Here is a 23,947-nt window from a genome sequence, read left to right on the forward strand (position 1 = left end):
CCGACGCCGATGCTTTCAGTCGCGGATGCGATGCGCGTCGAGTTCGCCCGCATAAAAGCGCTGCAATTCGGCGATGAACGCCTGCAGCGCAGCGTGATCGCGTCCCGGCGGCGCGAAGCGGCGGCCGAGCGTCACGCGATAGGTGATCGGCAGCGCGGGCTTCCTGAAGATCTGCCAGCCCTTGCCGAGAAAACCGGAATTCGTTTCGATAATCAACGTCTGGACCGGCGTCTGCGCGCGCGCCGCGATCAGCGCGATGCCGCCCTTCAGCGGATTCACCGCCGCGCTTTCGGTGCGCGTGCCTTCGGGAAAGAGCAACAGCGGACTGCCACGCTGCAGTTCGGCGACGGCGGCGCGAATCAGCCCGACGGACGTATCGTTGACGATATAACCCGCGAGCAGCGCGCCCGGCCCGAGAAACACGTTGCCGGCGACATCGCCCTTCATGACGCAGCAGGTGTCGGGCACGCGCGACGCGATCAGCAGCGCATCGAGCAGGCACGGATGATTCGGCGCGAGGATCATCGCGGGCTGGCCCGCGAGCGCGTCGAGTCCGGAGAGATCGAAGCGGCATACGCCGAGCGTGCGCAGCAGCACGAAATAGCCGTGCCACACGCGCTGCACGACGGCTCGTCCGACGCGCCGGCCCGCATCGACGCTCAATACGCGGCGCAGAATCCACGCGAACGGAAACCACGCGAGACAGACGAGCGCGAGCACGACGAGCGCGAAATAGAACGCCACGCATTGCCATGCGGATTCGAGCGCGCCGGCAAGCGAACCCTTGCCGTCCGCCGCGCCGAATTTCCGATGAGCGTCACTCATCGCGCCACCCGATCGAGCATCATCAATTGGCCGATAGCTCCGCGCGTTGCGCATCGCGCAGATTGCGGCGGCGCTGACGATACGCGCGCAGCGAATTGCGCCAGTCGAGCGCGGCCGAGATGTAATAGATGCCCTTGAATGCGCGCAGCGAAGGCCAGATCGGCGTCGAGCCGAAGATATCGCCCGCGAGCAGCGACAGCAGCGCTTCCTTCATGCGCAGCGGATTTCTCGGGCCCATGAAGAGATTGCGCATCGTCGGCGAGGTCATGCGATAGATGAACCACGAAAACTCGCGCGGACCGTGACGCACGTCGCGGTCGAACTTCGCGAGCGCGGCTTGCGCGTTCGCGGGATTCCTCAGCGCGGCGTCGATCGCATCCGCGCCCGCGAACGCGCTCTGCATCGCAAGCATCACGCCGGACGAGAACACCGGATCGATGAACGCGAACGCATCGCCGAGCAAGAGGAAGTTGCGTCCGTGCGTCATGTCGCCGGTGTACGAGTAGTTGCCGGTCGCGTGGACTTCGCTGATCAGTTCGGCATCCTTCAGGCGCGCGGCGAGCGGCGGGCACATCGCGATGGTCTCGCGAAAGAACGTCTCGACCGACGTGCCCTTCGGACGCTGCTTCAGATACGCAGGCCACACGACCGCGCCGACGCTCGTCGCGCCGTCCGCGAGCGGAATGAACCAGAACCAGCCGTGCTCGAACCAGAACACGGTGATGTTGCCTTCGTTTTCGCCTTCGTTGCGGCGCGCGTTGCGGAAATGGCCGTACAGCGCCGACGAGTTGTGCCGTTCGTTGCGGCGCTTCGTCTTGAAGTGATTCGCGAGCAGCGTGTCGCGCCCCGAAGCATCGACGACGAAACGCGCCCGCACGTGCTCGATGCGGCCATCGTCGTGTTCGGCGTCGATCGTCGCGCTCGAACCATCCGGCGCGAACGCGACATCGCGCGCGCGGCAGCCTTCGCTCACCTGCGCGCCGTGCTTCGCGGCGTTGCGCAAGAGGATGTCGTCGAGCTCGGAGCGGCGCACCTGATACGCGCTCGGCATCGACTTGTCCCACGCATCGGCGAAAAGGAAACGCTGCATGCGATTGTCGTGCTGCGGCGATACGAACTCGGCCGCGAGCTTGACCATGCCGATCGCGCGCACTTCATCCGCGATGCCGAGCTTTTCGAACAGCCGCAAGTTCGCCGGCAACAGCGATTCGCCGATATGAAAACGCGGATGCCGCGCCTTCTCCAGCACGCGCACGCGATAGCCGCGGTCCGCGAGCAGAGTCGCGGCGGTCGATCCGGCCGGTCCGCCGCCGATCACGACGACATCCCAGGTTTGCGTCGTTTCACTCATCTGCGTCCCTCGGTGTGCTGTTCAGGCGATCCCGCCGTTGATCGACAGGACCTGCCCGGTGACATAAGCCGCCGCATCCGACACCAGATACGCGACCATGCCCGCGATTTCTTCCGCCGTGCCCGCGCGCTGCGCCGGCACCAGTTGCTTGATGCGCTCGGGCGGAAAGGCGCTGCCGAGCATCGGCGAATCGATGACGCCGGGCGCCACCGCGTTCACGGTGATGCCGCGCGACGCGAGTTCCTGCGCCAGCGCACGCGTCGCGCCGATCAGCCCGGCCTTCGCGGCGGCATAGTTCACCTGCCCGCGATTGCCCATTAAACCCGACAGCGACGACATGTTGACGATGCGTCCCCAGCGCGTGCGGATCATCGGCATCAGAAGCGGCTGCGTGACGTTGAAAAAACCGTCGAGCGTGACGTCGAGCACGCGTTTCCATTGCTCACGCGTCATGCCGGCCATCGGCGCGTCGTCGTGGATGCCCGCGTTGTTCACGAGAATCTGCACCGGGCCGTCCGCGAGGATGCGCGCGAGCGCGGCGTCGGTGGCGTCGGGATCGGTCACGTCGAAACCGATGGCATGCGCCGTGCCGCCCGCCGCGCGAATGGCTTGCACGCAGCTTTCAGCACGCTCGATGCCGCCGTTCGCGTGAATCCAGACTTCGTGTCCGGCCGCGCCGAGCGACCGGCCGATGGCTTGTCCGATTGCGCCGCTGCCGCCTGTCACGAGCGCGCGCATGGCCTTATCGCGTGCGATGCGCGGCGACGTGCGCCGCGAGCGCGCCGAGGCTCGCGAAAATCTTCTGATTGTCCGGATTGTCCGAGCGCAGTTCGAAGCCGTACTTCTTCGAGATCAGGAGCGCGATCTCCAGAATATCGATGGAATCGAGCCCGAAACCTTCTTCATACAACCGCGTATCGGCCGAGACGGCCTTGGGATCGACGTCCTCGAGATTCAGTTCGGCGACGATCAGCTCGGCGAGCTCTCTTTCCAGTTCATTCATCGTGTGTACAGGCCAGCGCAGGGAGGCGCCAAGGGCGGCTCGGAAAACGTGCGCCCCGCTTATCCGCACGTCGTCGGCTGCCTGTTATCGAGATAATTGCAGTGGCGAAATTCTAGACGATGCCCCTTGGGACGCCTAGTAGGAAAGGTAACTGGCCGCATGGCATCCGGCACCGGTGTAATTTTGAGAAAAATCAGGGAGTTCGCCGCGTGACGGGACCCCTGCGTCGGTAGGGTAAAATTCGCGCGTCTGACGAATGTAAGATCATCGAACAATCGGTTACAGACCGCCCGCGCACCGGCGCGGGAAAATGATCGTCAGGCGGGCGACTGCCGAGTTTTCTTCAACAACCGAGCGTTCACTAAAGAGCGCCGCAGCCGCATCCCATGTTGCGTACCTTTTTTCATCGACCAGCGGTTTTCGAGCGCCCGTCGCCTCCCGCGGGAGCGCGCCGATGAACGCCACCCGCTTTCTGCGCGCGGCGGGCGTCGTTGCCGCGATCGTCGCGTATCAGCTTGGCGCGCACCATGCCGCGTCCGCGCCCGGCGCGCACGGACTCGGCCTCGCGCTCGTGCTCGCACCCCTTTTGTTGATCGCGCTGAACGCCGCCGTGCGCTCGAGCGCGCGCGCGTGGCTCTTGCCGCTCTGGGCGCTCGGCTGCATGGCGCTTTGGCTCGCGCGTGCGCCGCTCACCGCGCATTTCGGCTGGGGGCTGTGGATCGAACACACGAGCTTCAATCTCGCGCTCGCGTGGATGTTCGGCCGCACGCTGGGACCGGGCCGCGAGCCGCTCTGCACGCAGTTCGCGACGATGGTCCACGGCAAGCTGGAGCCGCGCGTCGCGGGCTACACGCGGCGTGTCACCTTGGCATGGACGCTCTTCTTCGTCGCGACGGCGTTCGTATCGACGATGCTGTTCGCGTTCGCATCGATCGTCACGTGGTCCACGTTCGCCAACTATCTCGCGCTGCCGCTCGTCGGGCTCATGTTCGTCGCCGAATACGCGTGCCGGCGCATCGCGCTGCCGGACATGGAGCCGTCGAGCATCATGGACGCCGTTCGCGCCTACGCCCATTCGATGCAGATGCGTCGCAGCGGAGCGCAGTGATGCCGTCGAATTCATCGCACATGCAGACTTTTCCGCTGGTTTTCCACACATCGCCGGATCAGACCATCGCCTGGCGCGACGGCGCGAGCGTCTCCGTGCGCGACTTTCTCGCCGATGTCCGCGCGCTCGCCGATGCGCTTCCCGAAGGCGGGCATGTGTTCAACGTGTGTACGGACCGGTATCGCTTCACGGTGAGCCTGTGCGCGACGCTCGTCGCGGGCAAGACGAGCCTGCTGCCTTCGACACACACGCCGGAAATGGTGCGCGCCCTCGCCTCGTTCGCGCCCGACGCGTTTTGCCTGCACGACAGCGACGATTGCGCGATCGATCTGCCGCGCTTTCGCTATCCGGAGGTTGCGCACGTGGACGTTTCCGGCGAAGCGCAGGTTCCGCATATCGACGGGGCGCGCGTCGTCGCGTACGTGTTCACGTCCGGCTCGACCGGTGTGCCGGTGCCGCATCGCAAGACGTGGGGCTTTCTCGTGAAGAACGTGCGCGCCGCCGCCGACCGGCTCGGCCTGCTCGGGCAAGCCCGCGCGACGCTCATCGGCACGGTGCCGCCGCAGCACATGTACGGCTTCGAATCGACGGTGCTGCTCGCGCTCATCGGCGGCCTCGCGTTCAGCAACCGTCAGCCGTTCTATCCTGTCGATATCCGCGCGGAACTCGACGCCGTGCCGGAACCGCGCGTGCTCGTCAGCTCGCCGATCCATCTGCGCGCGCTCTTTGCCAACGACGAAGCGTTGCCGCGCGCATCGCTCGTGCTGTCGGCGACCGCGCCGCTTTCGGAAAAGCTCGCGCTCGACGCCGAAGCGCGCCTCGACGCGCCGCTGATGGAAATCTACGGCAGCACCGAAACGGGCCAGATCGCGACGCGCCGCACTGCGCGCACCGCCGCGTGGGAATTGTTTCCCGACATCGCGCTGACGCCACGCGCCGACGATGCCGACGATCCCGGCGAACCGACGATGTGGGCGTCGGGCGGACACGTCGAAACGCCGGTGCCGATGGGCGACGCGCTCGAACTCATCGACGAGACGCATTTTCTGCTGCACGGGCGCAAGGCGGATCTCATCAACATCGCGGGCAAGCGCACGTCGCTCGCGTATTTGAATCATCAGCTGAACGCGGTGCCGGGCGTGGTCGACGGCGTCTTCTACATGCCCGACGAAACCGAAGCCGACAGCGAACCCGTGCGCCGTCTGATGGCGCTCGTCGTCGCGCCGAGGCTTGCCGTGGCGGATTTGCAGCGGGCGTTGCGCGAGCGCATCGACGCCGCGTTCATGCCGCGTCCGCTGCTGTTCGTCGAAACGCTGCCGCGCAACGCGACCGGCAAGCTGCCGCGCGACGTGCTCACGCAACTGATCGAGCAGGAACGCAAGCGGCGCGCGGCGTTGAGCTTCACCGTGCCGCCGGATCATCCCGCGCTCGCCGGACATTTCCCCGGCCATCCGATCGTGCCGGGCGTCGTCCTGCTCGATCACGCGCTCGACGCGATCGGCGCCGCGCTCGGCACGAGCGTTGACGCGTGCAGGATCGAATCGGCGAAATTCCTGAGTCCGGCGAAACCGGGCGAGGCGCTCGATATCGCCTACGAAACGGCGGCGAGCGGCGCGATCCGCTTCACGATTCGCGCGGGCGCACGCGCGGTGGCGAGCGGCGCGCTCGCGGCGCCGTCCGCCGGGGACGCTCGGGCATCGTGAACAAGCCACGCAACCGCGACGACTGGGCCGACCGCCAGGAACGCAGCAACCTCGCGTTGCTGCGCTTCATGACGTGGATATCGCTGCGCTTCGGACGGCGCATCGGGCGCGTGCTGCTGCGGATCATCACCGCGTATTTCGTCGTGTTCGCGCCGCGCGCGCGGCGTGCGTCGCGCGGCTATCTGAATCGCGCGCTCGGGCGGCATGCGGGCTGGCGCGACGGGTATCGGCATGTGTTTTCGTTCGCATCGACGATTCACGACCGCATCTATCTGCTCAACGAGCGCTTCGATCTGTTCGATATCCGCACGCACGGCGTCGAGGATGTCGAAGCGGCGCTCGCCGGCGGACACGGCGCGTTCTTGATGGGCGCGCATCTCGGCAGCTTCGAAGTGGTGCGCGCGATCGGGCGGGCGCAGCCGCATATCCGCATCGCGATCACGATGTATGAAGAGAACGCGCGCAAGATCAACGCGATTCTCGCCGCCGTGAATCCGGCCGCGCATCACGATGTGATCGGTCTCGGCAAAGTCGATGCGATGCTCAAGGTGCGCGAGCGGCTCGATGCGGGCAGCCTCGTCGGCATTCTCGCGGACCGCACGCTGCCCCAGGCCGGCGACGCGCTCAGGGAACGCGACTTTCTCGGCGCGCCCGCCGCGTTTCCGCTCGGGCCGCTGCATATGGCGGCGGTGCTGCGCCGTCCGGTCGTCTTCATGACGGGGCTGTATCTCGGCGGCAATCGCTACGACATCCATTTCGAAACGCTCGCCGATTTCTCGACGATCGAGCGCGGCGAGCGCGCCGCCGCCGTCGATGTCGCGCTCACGCGCTATGTCGCGCTGCTCGACAAGTATTGCCGCGCCGCGCCGTACAACTGGTTCAACTATTTCGATTTCTGGCAGACGAGCGCCGCGCAGGACCACGCGCCCGCGAACGCGGCGCCGCTGCGGGAAGCGACGAGGGATTCCTGAACTCATGCGAATTTTCGCCGCCGTTCTGACGGCCGCCTTGCTGTCGGCTGCATCGACGATCAGTGTCGCCGCCGACGCCCCTTGGACGCTCGATCGCCTGATGAACACGCTCGGCGCGAAGAAATCGGGCCGCGCGCATTTCACCGAGACGCGTTATCTGAAGATCGCGCAGGCGCCGCTCGAATCGTCGGGCGAGCTCGTGTTCGTCGCGCCCGATCATCTGGAAAAGCACACGACGAGTCCGAAGCCGGAGAATCTTGTCGTCGATGGCGACATGCTCACCGTCGACCGCAACGGCCGCAAAATCACGATCCCGCTGCGCAACTATCCGGAACTGGGCGCGTTCATCGAAAGCATTCGCGCGACGCTCGCGGGCAACCGCTTCGCGCTCGAAAACGCGTACAAGGTTTCGATCGACGGCAAAGGCAACGACTGGACGATGACGCTCGTGCCGATCGATTCGCGCATGCAGCAGAAGGTCAGCTCGATCACGCTCGCAGGCACGGGCGCGGCGCTCGCGCGCGTCGAGATTCGCCAGGCCGACGGCGACCGCTCGCTGATGCGCCTGCAAGACGCGTCGGCGCACTGACCGCGGCATGCGCGCGGTCTCGCGGTCCTTGCGTCAGCCGGCGGTCATCGTCTGGCTGTGCTTTCTCGCGGCGTGCGCGGCGATCATCGCGCGCGCGAGCTTTTCCGCCGATCTCTCCGCTTTCCTTCCGCGCACGCCGAGCGAGCAGCAGCGCGTGCTCGTCGAGCAGTTGCGCGACGGGCTCGTGTCGCGGCTGATTCTCGTGGGCATCGAGGGCGGCGATGCGAACGCGCGCGCCGGCCTGTCGCGCAAAATCGCGGCGACGCTGCGCGAGGACAAGCGCTTTTCGGCGATCAACAACGGCGAGCCGGTCGGACAGGCGCGCGACGAGCGCTTCGTGTTCGAGCATCGCTATCGACTGAGTCCATCGGTTACGCCCGAGCGCTTCAGCGAATCCGGCCTGAAGGACGCGCTCGCCGACAGTCTCGACCTGCTCGCCTCGTCCGCGGGCATGATGACGAAGGACTTGCTGCCGCACGATCCGACCGGCGAAGTCACCGCGCTCGTCAGCCGTCTCGACAGCGGCGCGCAGCCCGCGATGCACGGCGGCGTGTGGGCATCGCGCGACGGCCAGCGCGCCGTGTTGCTGGCGCAGACCGCGGGCCCCGGTTCCGACACCGACGCGCAAGCGAGCGCGATGGCCGCGATCCGCGCCGCGTTCGACAAGGCCGCGCCGGGCGCGACGCCTTTTCGCCTGCTGCTGACGGGGCCGGGCGTCATCGCCGTCGAATCGCGCGACACGATCATGCGCGACGTGCGCTGGCTGTCGGCGGCGAGCATCGTGCTGATCGTCGTGCTGCTGCTCGCGGTGTATCGGTCGGTGCCGACGCTCTTGCTCGGCCTGATGCCGGTGCTTTCCGGCGTCGCGGCGGGCGTGGCCGCCGTGAGCCTCGCGTTCGGCACGGTCCACGGTCTGACGCTCGGTTTCGGCACGACGCTCATCGGCGAGGCGGTCGACTATTCGATCTATCTCTTCGTGCAATCGGCGGGCGTTCAACGGCGCGAATCGCTGAAGGACTGGGTCGCGGGCTTCTGGCCGACGATCCGTCTCGGCGTGCTGACGTCGATCTGCGGCTTCGCCTCGATGCTCTTCTCCGGCTTTCCGGGCCTCGTGCAGCTTGGGCTGTATTCGATCGTCGGTTTGTCGACGGCGGGCATCGTCACGCGCTTCGTGCTGCCGCATCTGCTGCCGCAAGGCTTCGCGATTCGCGATGTCTCGCGCCTCGGCAATGTGCTCGCGCGTTTCGCCGCGCGCGCGTCGCACTTGCGCGTGGCGCTCGCGGTGCTGCTTTTCGCCGCGCTCGCGACGCTGCTCATGCAGCGGCACGGCTTGTGGAGCCAGGAGTTGTCGTCGCTCAGCCCGGTTCCGAAGGCGAGCCAGGATCTCGACGAACGCCTGCGCGCGGATGTCGGCGCGCCGGACGTGCGCTATCTCGTCGTGGTGTCGGCGGCGAGCGAGCAGGCCGCGCTCGAGCGCGCCGAAGCCGTCGCCCGGCAATTGCAGCCGCTCGTCGATGCCCGCGTGATCGCCGGTTTCGAAAGCCCGGCGACGTATCTGCCGAGCGACGCCGCGCAGCGCGCGCGCATCGCGAGCCTGCCGGATGCCGATACCTTGCGCGCGCGTCTCGCGCCCGCTTTGCGCAATCAGACGATCCAGGTAAAGCCCGAGGTTTTCGAGCCTTTCATCGCCGATGTCGAAGCCGCGCGCGCGCAGCCGCTCTTGCGACGCGCCGATCTGCGCGGCACGTCGATGGCGCTCGCCGTGGATTCGCTTCTCACCGAACGCGACGGCCGCTGGACCGCGATGCTGCCTTTGCGCGCGGCCGAAGGCTCGGACGTGCAGGTGCACCAAATTCGCGCGGCGGTCGCGGCGGCGCGCGTGCCGGACGCGCTTTTCGTCGACATGAAAGCGGAAGCCGATCGCCTCTACCGGAACTACGTGCACGAGGACATTCGCCTGTCGCTCGGCGGATTCGCCGCGATCGTCGTGCTGCTGGTGCTCGCGCTGCGCTCACCGGTGCGCGCGGCGCGCACGCTGGCGCCGCTCGTCGCGGCGGTGATCGTCGTGATCGCGAGCCTCGCGCTCGCGGGCAAGTCGCTGACGATCCTGCATCTGATCGGCATGCTGCTGATTGTCGCGGTCGGCTCGAATTACGCGCTCTTCTTCAACTATCGCGCGCACGCCGAAAACGACGCGGTTTCGCCGCAGACGCTCGTCTCGCTCGTGATCGCGAATCTCGCGACCGTGCTCGGCTTCGGCCTGCTCGCGCTGTCGAACGTGCCGATGCTCAAGACCTTCGGGTTGACGGTCGGTCCCGGCGCGATTCTGGCGCTGCTGTTCTCGGCGATTCTCGCGCCGCGCTCGGGATTGTCGCGATGAACGCGCCCGGCGAGCCGCGCCGCTGGACGCCGACGCCCTTGATCGGCGGCGCGGCGGCCGTGCACGCGGGCGCGCTGGCATCGCTGATCCTCGCGCCCGCGACCTGGCCGTGGGCGGCGGGCGGCGTGATCGCGTCGCATCTCGCGCTGACGGCGGCGGGACTCTGGCCGCGAAGCGCCCTGCTCGGCCACAACTGGACGACGCTCCCCGAATCGGCGGGTGCGTGCATCGCCATCACCATCGACGATGGCCCCGATCCCGACGTGACGCCGCGCGTGCTCGATCTGCTCGACGCGCATCGCGCACGGGCGACGTTCTTCTGCATCGGCGAGCGGGCGCGCGCCTATCCGAACATCGTTCGGGAGATCGTCGCGCGCGGACATGCCGTCGAGAATCACAGCCAGCGGCATCGGCATGATTTTTCGCTGATGGGACCGGGCGCGTTGCGGCGCGAGATCGACGCTGCGCAAGCCACGTTCGAGGAAATCGTAGGCACGCGGCCCCTTTTCTTTCGCGCGCCAGCGGGCTTGCGCAATCCGTTTCTCGAACCGGTGCTGTGCGCGCTCGGCCTGCAGCTCGCCAGTTGGACGCGGCGCGGTTTCGATACGCGCACCGGCGACGCATCGCTCGTTTCGCGACGTTTGCTGAACGGATTCGCTGCGCGCGACATTCTGCTCGTCCACGATGGCCACGCCGCGAGGGACGCAAACGGCGCGCCCATCGTGCTCGCCGCGCTCGACACCGTGTTGCGCGCGGCGGCGGATCGCGGGCTTGTCACCGTCACATTGCGCGAGGCGATCGTCGGATAGACGGCGCGGCCCCTCCGCTCGATTCTGGTGAGCACCCCATTCACTCCGCGCACACTATTGTTTCGGATTGCAAATAAGAATCTTCCGGAAGAGAAAAGCCACAGTCGCAAAGTATGCTTGGATCCGAAGCGATGTGTCTTTTTCCGTAAACAATATGTCGGATGACGAAGATAAGGGGTGACTGTGAGAGGGCTTGAACGAATTGCTTTTGATGCACCGAAGTCACTGGCGGAGATCACCGAGGAGCGGCTACGACAGTTGATCGTCAATGGAGAACTGGAGTTTGGGGAACAAGTCACGGAATCCAGGCTGTCCGACCTTTTTGGCTTGAGCAAAACGCCCGTCCGTGAAGCGCTCCTTCGATTGAGCATTGCCGGCCTCGTCGAGATAAAAGCGCGATCGGGAACCTATGTGTTCTCGCTGACGGACAAGAACATCTGCGACATCAGTACGCTACGCATTACGCTCGAACAGGCCGCCATTCGCTCCGCCATGCGCGAGAACGCTGCCCGCCTCATGGAAGAACTGAACCGGAACCTCGACGCTGCACGCGCCTTGCACGCAACGTTCGAGCTCGCAACGTATCGCGCGCTCGATCATGAGTTTCATCAGATTCTCGTCAGGCATTCGGACAACCCTTATCTGATCGATTGCTACTCGACGATAAGCACGAAGGTATTGGCGATGCGCAATCGCCTGACGTTCTCGCGCGAGTACATCAATAAATCGATTGACGAGCATCGTGCAGTCACCCGCGCGCTGGTCGAAAACGATGTCGACGGAGCCTGCATCATTCTTGCAGAACACATCAACTGTGGCTTCACGGAGCGCACGCGACGTCTGTTGACAGACATCGCGCGAATGCAGTAAGGCCGGGCGCGTGGTGCGCTTATTCGATCGTGAAGGCGTGATACCGCTTCACGACGTCATCGTTCAGTTCTTGCCCAAGCCCCGGCAAATCCGGGACTGAGAAGTCGCCGCGCTCGGGTTGATAGTCGTGAATGCACAACTCGCGCACGCAATCCTTCAGGCTGTGCGTGTGATGCTCGTGAATGATGAAGTTCGGTACCGCGGCTTCGAGGTGGAGCGCTGCCGCAGTCGAGACCGGCCCGCCGCAGATATGCGCCTGCATCGTCGCGTCGTACAGGTTTGCATAGTCACAGATTTTCTTCGCCTCCGTCAGTCCGCCGCAAAGGCAAATATCCGGCTGTATCACGGCCACGGCCTGTTTTTCGAACAGATCGCGATAACCCCAACGCGTATAGCAGCGTTCGCCGGTCGCGATCGGGATCGACGTATTGCGCGCGACCATCGCCATGTTGTCCATGTTGAGCGGATGAACCGGCTCTTCATAGAACAGGATGTTGTACGGCTCGACAGTTCGCGCGAACTGGATTGCTGCGTTGACCCCAAGCAGCGCGTGGGCTTCGATGATGATGTCGACGTCCGGCCCGACAGCTTCGCGCATGGCCGCGATCCGTTCCTCACCCATGCGCAACTGGTCCGCTCGTAACAGCCCGAAGTAGTTCTGGTTGACTTCCCAATCGAGCGGCGGGCCGCCGTTGCGGTCGACTTGCAACGGGTCGACCTTGATCGCCGTATAACCCTGCGAGACGGCTTTGCGTGCTGCGTCGGCGTACTGCTCGGGGCGTGTAAGCATTTGATGCGTGTCGCTCCAACCGAACTGAAGTTGACTGGCATAGGCGCGCAACCGCTCGTTTGTCTTGCCGCCGAGCAACTGATAGACCGGCGCGCGCAGGGCTTTGCCGCGGATGTCCCACAGCGCGATATCGATCGCGCTCATGCCCGCGTAGAAGACGTTTCCGCCGCCCATGCCCCAAAACGTTGCGCGGAACAGGTTTTCCCAGATCGCTTCGACCTTCATCGGATCTTTGCCGAGGATGCGCGGGGCCAGGTCGCGCACGATGCCGACGCCCGCCTTTGCGCCCGCGCCATAGGCCAGGCCGACTTCGCCGATGCCGCTGATTCCCTCATCGGTATTGATACGGATAAGGACCGGATTGAAGCGCGCCATGCGCGGATCGGTTCGGCTGACTTCACAATCGAATATTTCGACGTTCGTTATTTTCATTGATCAATATTCCAGAGAGACTTCGATGGAGCCCGATGCGACGATGTCAAGCGTTCGCGGTTTGCGCCGACGGACCGACCTTCGGTGTCTGGCGAGGAATGCTCATCGTGACCAGCACACAGAACGCGGCGACGCACAAAGCCGCCTCGACCATGAACACGCCATATGATCCGTAAGCCTGAGAGACATGTCCGAGCGCCTGGTTCGCGAGAAAGCCGCCGAGACTGGAGCACGAGTTGATAAAAGCGATGCTCAACGCGAGACCGGCCGGGGACAGCATTGCAGGGGGAATGGCCCAATACGGGCCGTAGAAGCTCAGAATGCCAACGCCAAACAACGCCATGCCAGCCATGCGAAGCGACATGGACGGAACGCTCGCGATGACGAAGAAGCCGACACCCGCAAGCAGCATCGGTAGCGCGGCGTGCCATTTGCGCTCGCCCGTGCGGTCCGAGTGCGCGCCCCAAAGCGGCATCGATATCATCGCGCAGACATACGGCAGCGCCATGATGAGCCCGGTTTGCGTATCGGTCAGGGACGCCGCGAATCCCTTCACCTGCCCCGGAAGCCAGTAATTCGATGCTTGCGAGGCCGCTTGAATCAGCATGTATGAGAGCGCCAGTTTCCAGATCGTCGAATTGCCCAACACCATCTTCAGCGTCGGCTGTTCGTCGGCGCCCTGCGCGCTTCTTTCCCGCTGCAACTCCGCTACGAGCCACGCTCTTTGATCCTTGTTCAGCCATTTGGCATCCGCAGGCGCGTCGACCAGAATGAAGAAAGCCAGACCGCCCAGCAGAATGGTCGGCACGCCTTCGATCGCGAATAGCCAGCGCCAGCCGCCATACCCGGCCATGTGGACGTGCTCGACGATCCAGCCGGACATCGGCCCCGCGACGACCGAGGAAAAGGCAATCGCCATCATGAAAAACGACGTGACCTTGGCTCGCTCGCGAGCAGGGAACCAGCAGGCGAGATAGAAGATCATGCCGGGGAAGAAACCCGCTTCGAACACGCCGAGCAGCAGGCGCGCGATCGCGACGTGGGTCGCAGTCTGGGCAAAGAATGTCAGTGCTGTAACCGCGCCCCACACTATGACGATGAAGCTGATCCAGCGGCGCGCGCCCAAGCGCTGAAGCGCGAAGTTGGCCGGAATCTGGCACAGCAGATACGACGCAAAAAACATCGATGCGATCGTGCCGAACTGGGTCGGGGAAATGTCCAACTCCCGATTCATTTGCAGGGCCGCGAAACCGACATTCACCCGGTCGAGATAGTTGAAGAAGTAAAGAATGAACGCGAACGGCACGATCTTCCACATCACCGTTCGAATGACCTGCGGCCCAAATTCCTGACGCTCCAAAAATGCCTCCCGAATATCGAATGGTCAACATACCTATTTAATATTGACAACACGGTATCCAGCAGCGTTTTCTCCGTCAACCCGAAGTATCTGATGTATGAGACACCAATTTGTGTGCCGTAGCGTGTCACGCTTCGCTTTATTAAATCTTCGCAATTCTAAACATCCAAGAACGATCGATAGACAACGTCCTATTTGAGCGAAGACCTTCAGTCAGCGAATTTTTCGAAGCCAAAACCGAAACAGGAGAATGAAAGGTGCCAGCGCAAGAAGCATCACGATTTCCAGTGCCCCTTCGCACTCGAGGCAACGTGGTTCAGAATCCGGATGCCGTCGCCGAAGCGAGGCTGTGGTCTTTGCTCGACGCAAAAGCCGTCGCCATACTTGAAGCGACGCCTGAGCTCGACAGCATCATTGAACGCTTGCATCAAAGTCACGGATATCTCGCAAGAGCCGAGGCGGATCTCTTGCATCTGCGAAGCTCGCTCAGGATGCTGGCCACGCAAAAACGGGCCGCGCAAGCGGATATAGACGCGGCAGTCGAGCAAGCAACGACCGCCGTTAGCAGGACCGTCGAAAACCGCGTGCAACTTGCACTTGACGCGTCGCGAAACGGAATAAACGTCAGGTTCTTTTGCGTCGATCACTTCGAGAATCCCGCGAGCGCAGACGGTCTGTGAGGGCCGAAATCTTCGCGCAACGATCGATCCGCGCGCGGATGTGCTTCGTCGCGATGCGGAAAAAACAACGTGTTCAGACTCGAACATGTTCAACGATCTCCGGCGCTTTCGAAAGATTGAATCTATAGTCGAGGGGCTGACCCGTCAGGGGCCGTTGCATACGTGAACTCACCCTCGCCCGAATGCTGCCCGCCGCGCTCATCGAAACCGCCAGCCGCCCCTACCGCGCGGCGGGCCGGTTCGCGTGGCACTTCGCATCGGCCAAGCTGCGTCGCGATCCGTTCTTCGCCCATATCCTCGCGCACGGCCTGATTCCGGATGGCGCGCGCATCCTGGATCTCGGCAGCGGCCAGGGCTTGCTCGCCGCGTGCCTCGTCGGCGCGCACGCGTGGCATGGCGAACACGCCCAGCGTGCGTGGCCCGCGCGCTGGCCCGCGCCGCCCGTGCCGCGCTCGATTCACGGCATCGATCTGACGCCGCGCGACGTCGCCTGGGCGCGCATCGCGTTGCAGGCGCACGAGGCGCGCATCCGATTCGTGTGCGACGACATTCGCGCGGCGCCGTTTCCCGATGCCGATGTCGTCGTCGCCTGCGATGTGCTCCATTACGTCGATGCCGACGCGCAGGTGTCGATCCTCCGCCGCGCGCGCGCCAGCCTCGCGGCGAACGGCGTGCTCCTGCTGCGCGTCAGCGATGCCGCCGCCGGCTGGCACGCGCGCCTCGATCGCGCCATCGATTTCGGCATGCAGATCGCGCGTTCGGGGCGCGCGAACGGTCTGACGGTCCGCAGCGAGGCGCAATGGCTCGCGCTGCTCGGCGATCTGCGATTCGCGGTCTCCATCCGTCAGATGGGCCACGGCGCGCACGACGCCAATCGTCTGTTGATTGCGCGTCCCGTCGGCTGATTGGCGGCATCGTCCAAAGGCCTCGTTTGTTACAATTCATCGTTTTCGAACGCTCCCGACTCAAGGGAAACGAGCCCGTAGTGAATCCTCTTCTGCTTACGCATTTCACCGCGACGAGTTGCGCGGGCCGCGGGCTCGACGCGACGCTCGCCGCGCTCTCGGACGCACGCAGCGGACTCGCGCCGTGCGACTTCGAGGGCGCCGCGCTCGCCACTTATACGGGCCGCGTCGCGGGCATCGAGGATGCGCCGGTGCCCGCGGATCTCGCCGCGTTCGACTGCCGCAACAACCGGCTCGCGCAACTCGCGATGACGCAGGACGGCTTCGACGACCGCGTCCGCGAAGCGATCGCGCGTTACGGCTTGGAGCGCGTCGGCGTGTTCATGGGCACGAGCACGGCGGGCATCCTCGAAACCGAACTCGCCTACCGGCGTCGCGACACCCGGACGGGCGCGCTGCCCGCCGATTTCAATTACGCCAACACGCACAACCCCTATTCGCTCGCCGCTTTCGTGCGCGCCTATTTCGGGCTGCGCGGGCCGGCGGCGTCGGTGTCGTCGGCGTGTTCGTCGGGCGCGAAGGTGTTTGGGTCGGCGCGGCGCATGCTCGAAAGCGGCGTGATCGATGTGGCCATCGTCGGCGGCGTCGATACGCTCTGTCTCACGACGCTCTACGGTTTCAATTCGCTGGAACTGCTCGCGCCGGGTCCGTGCAAGCCGTTCGACGTGAAGCGCGACGGCATTTCGATCGGCGAGGCGGCGGCGTTCGCGCTGCTCGAACGCGATTTGGCCGATCCCGCCGATGACGACGCGATCCGCCTGCTCGGCATCGGCGAATCGAGCGATGCGTATCACATGTCGTCGCCGCATCCGGAGGGACTCGGCGCGCGCATCGCGATGGAACAGGCGCTCGCCAGCGCCCGTCTCGATGCGAGCGACATCGGCTACGTGAATCTGCACGGCACGGCGACGCCCAGCAACGACGCCGCCGAAAGCCGCGCTCTTACGAGCCTGTTCGCGCGCGTGCCGTGCAGCTCGACCAAGGGCGCGACCGGGCATACGCTCGGCGCGGCCGGCGCGCTCGAAGCGGTGATCGCCGCGTTGACGCTGCAGCACCAGATGATTCCCGCAGGCGCCAATACCACCGAGCCGGACCCGGCGCTCGGCCTCGACTACGTGCTGACGACGCGCGCCGCGCCGTTGCGGGCTGTGCTGTCGAACTCGTTCGGCTTCGGCGGGACGAACTGCAGTCTCGTGTTCGGACGCAAGGGAGCGGCATCGGCATGACTCCATTGCGTGCATTTATCGAAGGCATCGGCGTGATTGGTCCGGGCCTGGCCGGCTGGCCCCATGCCGCCGACGTGCTGACGCAGCGCGCCGTTCGCGACGCCGCTCAAACCGTGCTGCCCACGCCCGCCGGTCTGCCGCCGGCCGAACGCCGCCGCACCGGGCCGGTCGTGCGCGCGGCGCTCGCTGCCGCGCACGAAGCGGTCGCGCAGAGCGGCCGCGACGCCGCGACGCTCGCCGCCGTGTTCGCGGCATCCGGCGGCGACGGCGGGAATTTCCACGCGATCTGCGAAACCCTCGCGAGCGCCGAACCGCAGCTCTCGCCGACGCGCTTCCACAACTCGGTCCACAACGCGCCCGCGGGCTACTGGAGCATCGCGACGCGCGCGATGGCCGCGTCGAATGTGCTGTGCGCGTACGACGGCAGCTTCGCGGCCGGCTTGCTGGAAAGCCTCGCGCAAGTGAGCGTCGATGGCGCCGCGACGCTGCTCGTCGCCTACGACACGGACTATCCTGAGCCGTTGCGCCAAGTGCGTCCCATCGTCGATGCGTTCGGCGTCGCGCTGGTGCTCGCGCCGCATGAGAGCGAGCGGACGCTCGGGCGCATCGAAGCGCATCTGTCGGACGAGGACGCTTCCGCTTTCGCCGATGCCGATCTCGAAGCGCTGCGCCTGTCGAATCCCGCCGCGCGCGCGCTGCCGTTGCTCGACGCGCTGGCGCATCGGCGGGCGGCGAACGTCGTGCTGGATTATCTCGACGGCACGCAGCTCGCCGTGAGCGTCGAGCCGTCATGATGTTCGGCCGCGACTGGATCGCCGCGCGCATTCCGCATAGCGGCTCCATGTGTCTGCTGGATGGCGTCGTCGCGTGGGATGCAAAGCGCATCCGCTGCACCGCGACGAGTCATGTTTCGCCGGATAATCCTTTGCGCTCGAAGGGACGTCTCGCGTCGGTATGCGGCATCGAATACGCGGCGCAGGCGATGGCGGCGCATGGCGCGCTCGTCGCATCGAACGAAGCGAGACCGCGCGTCGGGATGCTGACCAGCGTGCGTGGCGTGGAAACGCACATCGACCGGCTCGACACGCTCGACGCCCCGCTCGATATCGAAGCCCAACGCATGGGCGGCGACGACAACACCGTGCTCTACCGCTTCACCGTTCACTGCGCAGGCCGGCTGCTGCTGAGCGGCCGCGCTGCGGTGATTCTCGACGCCGCTCAGCGCGCCGGTTTCGTCGCGCAATAAGCGGAAAAGATGCCGAGCTCGACGTCGCGGCGCACGTCGATGAAACCGGCGCGCTCGATCGCGGCGATCACATCGGCGGGCGGCACGCAGGCCTCGATCGTGTCCCAGTAATAGCGCATCAACTCGACGCTTTCCCCTTTCTTGCCGACGATGCGCGCGATCGTCGGCACGACGCCGCGCATATAGAACTTCAGCGCAGCGATGCCGATACCATGCCCGGGCCGCGTGATTTCCAGCACGCAGAGCCGTCCGCCGGGCGCGAGCACGCGGAAGTATTCGTCGAAGGCCTTCGAAAGATCGCTTACATGACGCAGCGCGAAGCCCATGCTCAGAAAATCGTAGGCGGCGTTCTCGCACGGCAGATCTTCCGCCGTGCCGATGCGCGTTTGCACGCCGATCGGCAGATGCGCCTCGCCGACCATGCCCGGACTCGGATCGACGCCGGTCACGAGCGCCGGATCGCCGGTGATCGCGACCGCTTCCCTCGTGACGAGCCCCGTTCCCATGCCGACATCGAGCACGCGCATGCCGCGCGCGAGTCCCGCCGATCGCAGCGCGCGATTTCGATACCACGAACCGGAACCGAGCGCCATCACGCGTTCGATCGCGTCGTAGTCGGATGCGGTGCGGTCGAAGATGCCGCGCAGCCAGACCCGCCTTTTCGATTCGTCGGCGTAGTAGGAGGTGAGCGGCTCGTGCGGAGCTTTCTTGTCGAGGGGATCGCGCCGATGAGAGGTCATTCAGTCTCCAGATTTCGCTGTTCGTTTTATCGCTTCAGTGAAGCGCCGTCCACGCAAGCGCGATGGAGAACGTGGCCAGCACGATCGATGCCCCGCGCTGAACGCGATCGGGACTCAGCCACGCGAGACGCCCGGTGCCGAGCGCCGCGCCGAAGGTGATCCACAGAAAGCCGATCGGAATCAGCGCGGCGGCGAAAATCGACATCGTCTGAAGATAAACGACGGCATTGCCGAAGGCGCTAGCCGGAAAGATCGCGCTCGCGAAGAGCATCGCCTTTGGATTGACCAATGTGGTGACGAAGAGGGTGCGCATGCCGACCGTCTTTTGCGCGGACGTCGGCAGGGAGACGGCAGTGCGCCACATCACGACGGCGAGATAGGCAATGTAGACGCTGCACGCGACGCGCAGAAATGTCGGGAGCCAAGTGAGAAAGCCGGCCGCGTGCGTGACGAGATAGCCCCAGACGGAAATTGCGATGAGGTAGCCGGCGAGCTCGGCGGCCATGAGCGGCGTGGCGCGCCTGACGCCGCGACGCAAGCCCGCGGTCGCGAGCAGTGTGTTGGTCGGTCCGGGCGTGATCAGGATGATGACGATGCCGAGCAAAAGGAGCGCGGCCTGCGAGCTTGAATGCATGAAACGGTTTTGAATATTGGATGCAACGTGCTTAATACCATAATTCGATGCCGTTCCTGCCGCGCGGCAAGGTTTGCTAGCGTGTCCAGGGGCGCATCGACGGCGTCAGCGCGCAAGCGGCTTCGCCTGCTCCATCGACGACGCGCGCACGAACTTCCCCGCGCCGAGATGGTGAATCGTGTGTAGCGGCTGATTCGATTCGTCGATGATCCAGTGGCCGTCGACGAACACGCGCGAATCGGCAGCGGCTGCGACGACTTCGGCAAAACAGGTGTCGTAGGCGTCTTCCGTGTGCTTCTCGTCGATCAGCCTGCATTCGAGCCAAGCCGCGCAATTCGTTTCGATGAGCGGCAGACCGAGCACCGGCCCTTCCACGATGTCGATTCCGAAGGCCTCGAACTTGTCGATCTCGCGCCCGCTCGTCGAGCCGACGGCGTACGTGAGATCGATCATCGCCGCACCCGGCACGACGATGCCGAACGTGCCGCTCGCGGCGGCGAGCTCGCGCGTGTAGGTGCGCTTGTCGATCACGACGGCGATGCGCGGCGGCGTGAACTCCACCGGCATCGACCAGGCGGCGGCCATCACGTTGCGGCGCGCGCCGTGCGCGCTGGTGACGAGAACGGTCGGACCGTGGTTGATAAGGCGGCTGGCGTGCTCCAGCTTGACGGGACGGAAATGGCTCATGGATTTATGTGTGCAAAAGACAATGCGGGCCATTGTATGCGGCGTTCAAAATGCGCGCGTCCGCCGATCAATCCGAAGAAGATCTTCTTGACAGACACTCTTACGATATATATCTTTAGATATGTTTTACGACATATCTGGAGTGTTCCCTATGAAATCCCGCTGCTTTCAACGTGCGCGTGACGGCGGTTTCCGCGCATTCGGCTTTGATGGTTCTGCGTTCGACGCCCCAGCGTGGCACGAACGATTCGCTTTCGAACGTTGGGGAATGATCGGCCGTCATCGCCATGGCGGCGGCGGTCGCTTCGGCGGCGGCCCCGGTGGCATGGGCGGCATGGGCGGGTTCGGCGGCGAAGACGGCATGCCGCGCGGCCGCAAGTTCTCGTCGGACGACTTGCAACTGTTGCTGCTCGCAATGCTCGCCGAAGCACCGCGTCATGGTTATGAACTCATCAAGGCGCTCGAAGACCGCTCCAACGGCTTCTACGCGCCGAGTCCCGGCATGGTCTATCCGGCGCTCACCTATCTCGAAGAGCTCGGTTATACGACCGTCGAGCTGGAAGGCAACCGCAAGCGCTATGCCCTTTCCGACGCGGGCCGCGAATACCTCGCATCCAATCGGGAACGCGTGGACATCATGCTCGCGAAGCTCACGCATTTCGCCCGCAAGATGGATCTCGTGCGCCGCGCGTACATGGGCGAAGAAGTCGACGACGCCGCCGCCGACAACGGCTGGGCGCCCGAGCTGATCGCCGCTCGCCGCGCGCTGAAGAAGGCGCTGCTCTTGCGCACCGACGCATCGCAGGAAGAACAACGCCGCATCGCCGCGATCCTCGCGCGCGCGACGGCCGAAATCGAACAAAACCCGGCGCCGAAGCAGGCGTAAGGAGCCAAAGACGATGACCGATTCCATCCTGCAAGACCGGCCCGATCTCGAAGTCACGCGTGTGCGCCACGCGCTCAAGTTTCGGCTGCTGAAAGTCACGCGCGTCCAGGCGCTCAATCCGCGCTTCGTGCGCGTGACCTTCACGGGTGACTCGCTCGACGATTTCGTCAGCGCATCGTTCGACGATCACGTCAAGCTGTTTTTCCCCGCGCCGGGCGAGACCCTGCCCGCGCTGCCGCAAGCGGGTCCGAACGGTCCCGAGTTCGATCCGGCCAAACCGCGTCCGATTGCGCGCGATTTCACGCCGCGTCGTTTCGACCGTGATGCGCGCGAGCTCGATATCGAATTTGCACTCCACGAAGCCGGTCCCGCAACGGCCTGGGCCGCGCAGGCCGCGCCCGGTCAGCGTCTCGGTATCGGTGGACCGCGCGGTTCGTTCGTCATCCCAACTAACTTCGACTGGCATCTGATGATCGGCGATGAAACCGCGCTGCCCGCCATCGCGCGTCGTCTCGAAGAACTGCCCGAAGGCACGCGCGTCGCGACGCTCATCGAAGTGGCCGATCCTTCCGCGCGCATCGAATTCGACACGCGCGCCGATCTGTACGCGCAATGGTGTTATCGCAACGAAAGCTCACATCCCGGCGGCGCGTTGCTGCTCGCCCTTCGCGAAACCTATGTGCCCGATGGCGAAGGCTATGTGTGGGCGGCGGGCGAAGCCACGCTCATGCGCGAAGTGCGCAAGCTGCTATGCGACGAACGCGGCATCGACAAGAAACGCATTCGCGCTTCGGCTTACTGGAAACGCGGCGAACAAGGCGTGCACGAAACGATCGACGGTTGATTCGCGATCGCCCGACGATAAACCGGTGATAATCGAGGCACGGAGACGTTCAACGCTTATCACACGGCAGGGCGACCATGACCGACACGTTCAAGAAAAAGTCCGACGACGAACCCGCGCAACCGAGCGGCCTGCGCAAATCGCTGACGAGCTATGGCGACAATGGCTTCTCGCTTTTTCTGCGCAAGGCGTTTATCAAGGGCGCGGGTTATACCGATAGTGCGCTCGATCGGCCCGTCATCGGCATCGTCGATACGGGCAGCGCGTATAACCCGTGTCATGGCAATGCGCCGCAACTCATCGAAGCCGTCAAACGCGGCGTGATGCTCGCGGGCGGCTTGCCGATGGATTTCCCGACCATATCGATCGCCGAATCGTTCTCGCAACCGACGAGCATGTATCTGCGCAATCTAATGTCGATCGACACCGAAGAGATGATCCGCGCGCAACCGATGGACGCGGTCGTGCTGATCGGCGGATGCGACAAGACCGTGCCCGCGCAGTTGATGGGCGCGGCATCGGCGGGCATTCCCGCGATTCAACTCATCACCGGCTCGATGCTTACGGGAGCCCATCGCGGCGAGCGCGTCGGCGCATGCACCGATTGCCGGCGCTATTGGGGCCGCTTTCGCGCGGAGGAGATCGACGAAGCGGAAATCGCAGCGGTGAACAATCAACTCGTCGCGAGCGTGGGGACATGTTCCGTGATGGGCACGGCGAGCACGATGGCGTGCATCGCCGAAGCGCTCGGCATGACCGTGCCGGGCGGCGCCTCGCCGCCTGCGGTGACGTCGGATCGTATGCGCGTCGCCGAGCTCACTGGCACGCAGGCCGTGCAGATGGCGCGCGAGAATCTCACCATCGACAGGATCCTCACGGCTCAAGCATTCGAGAACGCAATGCGCGTGCTGCTCGCGATAGGCGGTTCGACCAACGGCATCGTGCATCTAACGGCGATCGCGGGACGCATGGGTTATGACATCGATCTGCAAGCGCTCGATCGCATGGGACGCGAGACTCCCGTGCTCGTCGATCTGAAGCCGTCCGGATCGCATTACATGGAGGACTTTCACAAGGCCGGCGGCATGGCTACGCTGTTGCGCGAATTGAAGCCGCTATTGAACCTGAACGCGCTGACGGTGACGGGCCGCACGCTCGGCGAAGAGATCGATGCTGCGGGCCCCGCTTTCGCGCAGAATGTCGTGCGCCCCTTCGACAAGCCGATCTATCCGCAAGGCGGCATCGCGGTGCTGGACGGCAATCTCGCGCCGGGCGGCGCGATCATCAAGCAATCGGCGGCGAATGCGAAGTTGATGGAACACGAAGGGCGCGCGGTCGTGTTCGAGAACGGCGCCGATCTCGCGGCACGCATCGATTCGGATGATCTCGATGTCACGCCCGACGATATCCTCGTGCTTAAGAACATCGGGCCGAAGGGTGCGCCGGGCATGCCCGAAGCGGGTTATATCCCTATCCCGCGCAAGCTCGCGGTAAAGGGCGTCAAGGATATCGTCCGCATCTCGGATGGACGCATGAGCGGTACTGCGTTCGGCACCATCGTGTTGCACGTGACGCCTGAAGCGGCGGTGGGCGGTCCGCTCGCGCATGTTCGAACGGGCGACCGCATTCGCCTGAGCGTATCGAAACGCGAGATCAGTCTGCTCATCAGCGATGAAGAACTCGCAGCGCGCGCTAAAGGGTCGCCGGTCACGATTCCCACTGCGGATCGCGGTTATCGCAAGCTGTTCTATGACACCGTCACCCAGGCGGACAAAGGCGTCGACTTCGACTTTCTTCGAGCTACGCAGACCCGCGGGGTGATACCGCGCCGATAGGCTCGAAAGGCCA

At 64.7% G+C, this 23,947-nt stretch carries 24 protein-coding genes; 15 read left to right on the forward strand and 9 right to left on the reverse strand.

From position 1 onward, the window contains the following. Positions 1 to 15: 15 nt before the first annotated feature. From QCE58_RS20950 to QCE58_RS20965, 4 genes are read right to left on the reverse strand one after another with little or no spacing between them, the layout of a single operon-like run. Positions 16 to 825, reverse strand: a complete 810-nt coding sequence (locus tag QCE58_RS20950) for a 1-acyl-sn-glycerol-3-phosphate acyltransferase (RefSeq protein ID WP_250521963.1) — start codon at positions 823 to 825, stop codon at positions 16 to 18. 22 nt (positions 826 to 847) lie between these two features. Beyond that, complete coding sequence (locus QCE58_RS20955; RefSeq protein ID WP_250521964.1) at positions 848 to 2,176, reverse strand: NAD(P)/FAD-dependent oxidoreductase; 1,329 nt, start codon at positions 2,174 to 2,176, stop codon at positions 848 to 850. Positions 2,177 to 2,197: 21 nt separating this feature from the next. Continuing rightward, positions 2,198 to 2,914 carry a 3-oxoacyl-ACP reductase FabG gene (fabG, locus tag QCE58_RS20960; RefSeq protein ID WP_175981033.1) on the reverse strand — a complete coding sequence of 239 codons (717 nt, stop codon included), beginning with the start codon at positions 2,912 to 2,914 and terminating at the stop codon, positions 2,198 to 2,200. 4 nt (positions 2,915 to 2,918) lie between these two features. Further along, a complete protein-coding gene (locus QCE58_RS20965; RefSeq protein WP_008348277.1) occupies positions 2,919 to 3,179 on the reverse strand; it encodes a phosphopantetheine-binding protein in 261 nt (86 codons plus the stop codon). 454 nt (positions 3,180 to 3,633) lie between these two features. On the opposite strand from QCE58_RS20965, the gene QCE58_RS20970 reads away from it, so the two are divergent. The 7 genes from QCE58_RS20970 (at position 3,634) to QCE58_RS21000 (ending at position 11,609) form a co-directional block, all read left to right on the forward strand. Next, entirely contained in the window at positions 3,634 to 4,287 is a 654-nt protein-coding gene (locus QCE58_RS20970; RefSeq protein WP_250521965.1) for a hypothetical protein, read from the forward strand. 20 nt (positions 4,288 to 4,307) lie between these two features. After that, complete coding sequence (locus tag QCE58_RS20975; RefSeq protein ID WP_250522020.1) at positions 4,308 to 5,990, forward strand: AMP-binding protein; 1,683 nt, start codon at positions 4,308 to 4,310, stop codon at positions 5,988 to 5,990. Positions 5,991 to 6,058: 68 nt separating this feature from the next. Continuing rightward, positions 6,059 to 6,961 (forward strand): acyl-CoA synthetase, encoded by a 903-nt coding sequence (locus QCE58_RS20980; RefSeq protein WP_250522021.1) that lies wholly within the window; start codon positions 6,059 to 6,061, stop codon positions 6,959 to 6,961. A gap of 4 nt (positions 6,962 to 6,965) precedes the next feature. Then, positions 6,966 to 7,550: an outer membrane lipoprotein carrier protein LolA gene (locus QCE58_RS20985; RefSeq protein ID WP_250441020.1), complete on the forward strand. Its 585-nt coding sequence runs from the start codon at positions 6,966 to 6,968 to the stop codon at positions 7,548 to 7,550. A 7-nt stretch (positions 7,551 to 7,557) separates the two neighbouring features. Beyond that, on the forward strand, positions 7,558 to 9,930 hold the full coding sequence (locus tag QCE58_RS20990; RefSeq protein WP_250521966.1) for an MMPL family transporter: 2,373 nt from the start codon (positions 7,558 to 7,560) through the stop codon (positions 9,928 to 9,930). Then, complete coding sequence (locus QCE58_RS20995) at positions 9,927 to 10,739, forward strand: polysaccharide deacetylase family protein (protein WP_250521967.1); 813 nt, start codon at positions 9,927 to 9,929, stop codon at positions 10,737 to 10,739. The genes QCE58_RS20990 and QCE58_RS20995 overlap by 4 nt, the downstream gene beginning before the upstream one ends. A 183-nt stretch (positions 10,740 to 10,922) precedes the next feature. Then, positions 10,923 to 11,609 carry a GntR family transcriptional regulator gene (locus QCE58_RS21000; RefSeq protein WP_175981043.1) on the forward strand — a complete coding sequence of 229 codons (687 nt, stop codon included), beginning with the start codon at positions 10,923 to 10,925 and terminating at the stop codon, positions 11,607 to 11,609. A gap of 19 nt (positions 11,610 to 11,628) precedes the next feature. Here the strand turns inward: QCE58_RS21000 and QCE58_RS21005 are convergent, their stop codons facing one another. Continuing rightward, entirely contained in the window at positions 11,629 to 12,774 is a 1,146-nt protein-coding gene (locus QCE58_RS21005) for a mandelate racemase/muconate lactonizing enzyme family protein (protein WP_309780215.1), read from the reverse strand. 103 nt (positions 12,775 to 12,877) lie between these two features. Then, positions 12,878 to 14,149 carry an MFS transporter gene (locus QCE58_RS21010; protein ID WP_008348295.1) on the reverse strand — a complete coding sequence of 424 codons (1,272 nt, stop codon included), beginning with the start codon at positions 14,147 to 14,149 and terminating at the stop codon, positions 12,878 to 12,880. Positions 14,150 to 14,502: 353 nt separating this feature from the next. Between QCE58_RS21010 and QCE58_RS21015 the strand changes: the two genes are divergently transcribed. The 5 genes from QCE58_RS21015 (at position 14,503) to QCE58_RS21035 (ending at position 18,308) form a co-directional block, all read left to right on the forward strand. After that, positions 14,503 to 14,871, forward strand: a complete 369-nt coding sequence (locus QCE58_RS21015) for a hypothetical protein (RefSeq protein WP_175981049.1) — start codon at positions 14,503 to 14,505, stop codon at positions 14,869 to 14,871. 182 nt (positions 14,872 to 15,053) lie between these two features. After that, positions 15,054 to 15,776 (forward strand): bifunctional 2-polyprenyl-6-hydroxyphenol methylase/3-demethylubiquinol 3-O-methyltransferase UbiG, encoded by a 723-nt coding sequence (locus QCE58_RS21020; protein WP_250521969.1) that lies wholly within the window; start codon positions 15,054 to 15,056, stop codon positions 15,774 to 15,776. An 80-nt stretch (positions 15,777 to 15,856) separates the two neighbouring features. After that, positions 15,857 to 17,062, forward strand: a complete 1,206-nt coding sequence (locus tag QCE58_RS21025; protein ID WP_250521970.1) for a beta-ketoacyl-[acyl-carrier-protein] synthase family protein — start codon at positions 15,857 to 15,859, stop codon at positions 17,060 to 17,062. Further along, positions 17,059 to 17,856, forward strand: coding sequence for a beta-ketoacyl synthase chain length factor (locus tag QCE58_RS21030; RefSeq protein ID WP_250521971.1), 798 nt, complete (start codon positions 17,059 to 17,061; stop codon positions 17,854 to 17,856). The genes QCE58_RS21025 and QCE58_RS21030 overlap by 4 nt, the downstream gene beginning before the upstream one ends. After that, a complete protein-coding gene (locus QCE58_RS21035) occupies positions 17,856 to 18,308 on the forward strand; it encodes a hypothetical protein (protein WP_008348304.1) in 453 nt (150 codons plus the stop codon). Before QCE58_RS21030 ends, QCE58_RS21035 begins: the two co-directional genes overlap by 1 nt. On the opposite strand, the gene QCE58_RS21040 is transcribed toward QCE58_RS21035, so the two are convergent. The 3 genes from QCE58_RS21040 to QCE58_RS21050 form a co-directional block, all read right to left on the reverse strand. Beyond that, positions 18,281 to 19,048 (reverse strand): class I SAM-dependent methyltransferase, encoded by a 768-nt coding sequence (locus tag QCE58_RS21040; protein WP_175981054.1) that lies wholly within the window; start codon positions 19,046 to 19,048, stop codon positions 18,281 to 18,283. The genes QCE58_RS21035 and QCE58_RS21040 overlap by 28 nt on opposite strands. Positions 19,049 to 19,082: 34 nt before the next feature. Continuing rightward, positions 19,083 to 19,682, reverse strand: coding sequence for a LysE family translocator (locus QCE58_RS21045; RefSeq protein WP_250521972.1), 600 nt, complete (start codon positions 19,680 to 19,682; stop codon positions 19,083 to 19,085). A 105-nt stretch (positions 19,683 to 19,787) separates the two neighbouring features. Beyond that, the gene (locus tag QCE58_RS21050) at positions 19,788 to 20,369 is read right to left on the reverse strand and encodes a flavin reductase family protein (RefSeq protein ID WP_008348308.1); all 582 of its coding nucleotides are present in this window, start codon (positions 20,367 to 20,369) and stop codon (positions 19,788 to 19,790) included. 121 nt (positions 20,370 to 20,490) lie between these two features. Here QCE58_RS21050 and QCE58_RS21055 point away from each other — a divergent pair, with 121 nt between their 5' ends. The 3 genes from QCE58_RS21055 to QCE58_RS21065 all read left to right on the forward strand — a co-directional run bounded on the left by QCE58_RS21055 (position 20,491) and on the right by QCE58_RS21065 (position 23,934). Beyond that, complete coding sequence (locus QCE58_RS21055) at positions 20,491 to 21,255, forward strand: PadR family transcriptional regulator (protein WP_409014136.1); 765 nt, start codon at positions 20,491 to 20,493, stop codon at positions 21,253 to 21,255. 13 nt (positions 21,256 to 21,268) lie between these two features. Then, positions 21,269 to 22,099 (forward strand): siderophore-interacting protein, encoded by an 831-nt coding sequence (locus QCE58_RS21060; protein ID WP_250521974.1) that lies wholly within the window; start codon positions 21,269 to 21,271, stop codon positions 22,097 to 22,099. Positions 22,100 to 22,176: 77 nt separating this feature from the next. Next, positions 22,177 to 23,934, forward strand: a complete 1,758-nt coding sequence (locus tag QCE58_RS21065; protein WP_250521975.1) for an IlvD/Edd family dehydratase — start codon at positions 22,177 to 22,179, stop codon at positions 23,932 to 23,934. The last annotated feature ends 13 nt before the right edge of the window (positions 23,935 to 23,947 follow it).

The organism is Caballeronia sp. LZ028 (assembly GCF_031451415.1).
Lineage (GTDB): Bacteria > Pseudomonadota > Gammaproteobacteria > Burkholderiales > Burkholderiaceae > Caballeronia > Caballeronia zhejiangensis.

Bases quoted from the DNA above. Each gene is read 5' to 3' on its own strand.
- QCE58_RS20950 (WP_250521963.1), bottom strand. From the start codon at position 825: ATGAGTGACGCTCATCGGAAATTCGGCGCGGCGGACGGCAAGGGTTCG.
- QCE58_RS20955 (WP_250521964.1), bottom strand. From the start codon at position 2,176: ATGAGTGAAACGACGCAAACCTGGGATGTCGTCGTGATCGGCGGCGGA.
- fabG (WP_175981033.1), bottom strand. From the start codon at position 2,914: ATGCGCGCGCTCGTGACAGGCGGCAGCGGCGCAATCGGACAAGCCATC.
- QCE58_RS20965 (WP_008348277.1), bottom strand. From the start codon at position 3,179: ATGAATGAACTGGAAAGAGAGCTCGCCGAGCTGATCGTCGCCGAACTG.
- QCE58_RS20970 (WP_250521965.1), top strand. From the start codon at position 3,634: ATGAACGCCACCCGCTTTCTGCGCGCGGCGGGCGTCGTTGCCGCGATC.
- QCE58_RS20975 (WP_250522020.1), top strand. From the start codon at position 4,308: ATGCAGACTTTTCCGCTGGTTTTCCACACATCGCCGGATCAGACCATC.
- QCE58_RS20980 (WP_250522021.1), top strand. From the start codon at position 6,059: ATGACGTGGATATCGCTGCGCTTCGGACGGCGCATCGGGCGCGTGCTG.
- QCE58_RS20985 (WP_250441020.1), top strand. From the start codon at position 6,966: ATGCGAATTTTCGCCGCCGTTCTGACGGCCGCCTTGCTGTCGGCTGCA.
- QCE58_RS20990 (WP_250521966.1), top strand. From the start codon at position 7,558: ATGCGCGCGGTCTCGCGGTCCTTGCGTCAGCCGGCGGTCATCGTCTGG.
- QCE58_RS20995 (WP_250521967.1), top strand. From the start codon at position 9,927: ATGAACGCGCCCGGCGAGCCGCGCCGCTGGACGCCGACGCCCTTGATC.
- QCE58_RS21005 (WP_309780215.1), bottom strand. From the start codon at position 12,774: ATGGCGCGCTTCAATCCGGTCCTTATCCGTATCAATACCGATGAGGGA.
- QCE58_RS21010 (WP_008348295.1), bottom strand. From the start codon at position 14,149: ATGTGGAAGATCGTGCCGTTCGCGTTCATTCTTTACTTCTTCAACTAT.
- QCE58_RS21020 (WP_250521969.1), top strand. From the start codon at position 15,054: ATGCTGCCCGCCGCGCTCATCGAAACCGCCAGCCGCCCCTACCGCGCG.
- QCE58_RS21030 (WP_250521971.1), top strand. From the start codon at position 17,059: ATGACTCCATTGCGTGCATTTATCGAAGGCATCGGCGTGATTGGTCCG.
- QCE58_RS21035 (WP_008348304.1), top strand. From the start codon at position 17,856: ATGTTCGGCCGCGACTGGATCGCCGCGCGCATTCCGCATAGCGGCTCC.
- QCE58_RS21040 (WP_175981054.1), bottom strand. From the start codon at position 19,048: ATGACCTCTCATCGGCGCGATCCCCTCGACAAGAAAGCTCCGCACGAG.
- QCE58_RS21045 (WP_250521972.1), bottom strand. From the start codon at position 19,682: ATGCATTCAAGCTCGCAGGCCGCGCTCCTTTTGCTCGGCATCGTCATC.
- QCE58_RS21050 (WP_008348308.1), bottom strand. From the start codon at position 20,369: ATGAGCCATTTCCGTCCCGTCAAGCTGGAGCACGCCAGCCGCCTTATC.
- QCE58_RS21055 (WP_409014136.1), top strand. From the start codon at position 20,491: ATGTTTTACGACATATCTGGAGTGTTCCCTATGAAATCCCGCTGCTTT.
- QCE58_RS21060 (WP_250521974.1), top strand. From the start codon at position 21,269: ATGACCGATTCCATCCTGCAAGACCGGCCCGATCTCGAAGTCACGCGT.
- QCE58_RS21065 (WP_250521975.1), top strand. From the start codon at position 22,177: ATGACCGACACGTTCAAGAAAAAGTCCGACGACGAACCCGCGCAACCG.